1 protein-coding gene is annotated in these 615 nt (G+C 59.2%); it reads right to left on the reverse strand.

What is annotated here, in order from left to right; all coding sequences use genetic code 11:
- Positions 1 to 615: NAD(P)/FAD-dependent oxidoreductase (locus tag B3187_RS09690; RefSeq protein ID WP_286806073.1), on the reverse strand; the 615-nt coding region annotated here is incomplete at both ends.

Here is a 615-nt window from a genome sequence, read left to right on the forward strand (position 1 = left end):
CTTCGCCTCTTTCTCGGTCAGGCCCACCCAGGCCACTTCCGGATCGGTATAGGCAATGGAGGGAATGCAGCGCGGTTCCACAATATGGTGGCCGGCAATCACCTCGGCGGCGGCATGGCCCTCGTGGCTGGCCTTATGCGCCAGCATCGGCTGGCCAATGATGTCGCCAATGGCGTAAATGTGCGGCACATTCGTCTGCAGCTTCTCGTTGGTGTGGATAAAGCCGCGCTCATCCACTTCAACGCCCGCCTTGTCGGCGCCAATTTTCTTGCCGTTGGGCGCGCGGCCCACCGCCACCAGAATGGCATCGTAGTTCTGGTCCTTGTCCGGCGCGTTCTTACCCTCAAAGCTCACCTTAAGGGCCGTCTTGTTGGCCTTCACATCGGTAACCTTGGTGGACAGCATCACATTGAAGTTGTCCTTGTTGTACTTGCTGTACACCTGCATCAGGTCTTTGTCCGCCGCCGGAATCAGCTGATCGGCGAACTCCACCACATCCACGGTACTGCCGAGGGCTTTGTACACCGTTGCCATTTCCAGACCGATAATGCCTCCCCCGACCACCAGCAGCTTTTTGGGCACCTCGGGCAGCTCCAGCGCGTCGGTGGAATCCCA

Source organism: Marinimicrobium sp. UBA4209 (assembly GCF_002381585.1).
GTDB lineage: Bacteria > Pseudomonadota > Gammaproteobacteria > Pseudomonadales > Cellvibrionaceae > Marinimicrobium > Marinimicrobium koreense.